The sequence below is a fragment of the Psychrobacter sp. 16-MNA-CIBAN-0192 genome, from assembly GCF_040309565.1.
Lineage (GTDB): Bacteria > Pseudomonadota > Gammaproteobacteria > Pseudomonadales > Moraxellaceae > Psychrobacter.
Window position 1 is genome coordinate 1 of the sequence record NZ_JBEOOX010000242.1, and the last position, 273, is coordinate 273.

Annotated in this window: 1 protein-coding gene; it reads left to right on the forward strand. The window is 38.1% G+C overall.

Annotated elements, in window-relative coordinates:
• Positions 1-17 precede the first annotated feature (17 nt).
• Positions 18-273 (forward strand): DUF4124 domain-containing protein (locus AAEY78_RS13085; protein WP_352339739.1); only part of this gene is annotated, 256 nt, incomplete at its 3' end.

A 273-nucleotide genomic window follows, 5' to 3' on the forward strand; every position in this document is an offset into this window, starting at 1 on the left:
GTTTTATGGAGTACATCATGCGCCTTATCATACTTATTAGTTTGCTATTATTGAGCGCCCAAAGTGTTGCTACCGTATACCGTTGGGTAGATGAAAATGGCAAAGTTCATTACTCAGATGAACAAAAAAATAATGCCGAAGCTGTTGAATTAAATGAAAACACCCAAAACAACATGACGATTGACACCCCAACAAAAATCAATGTCATCCCAACAACAGAAGCATCAATTAACTACACGATTTCGATTACCTCTCCCCAAGAAGAAGCTACTG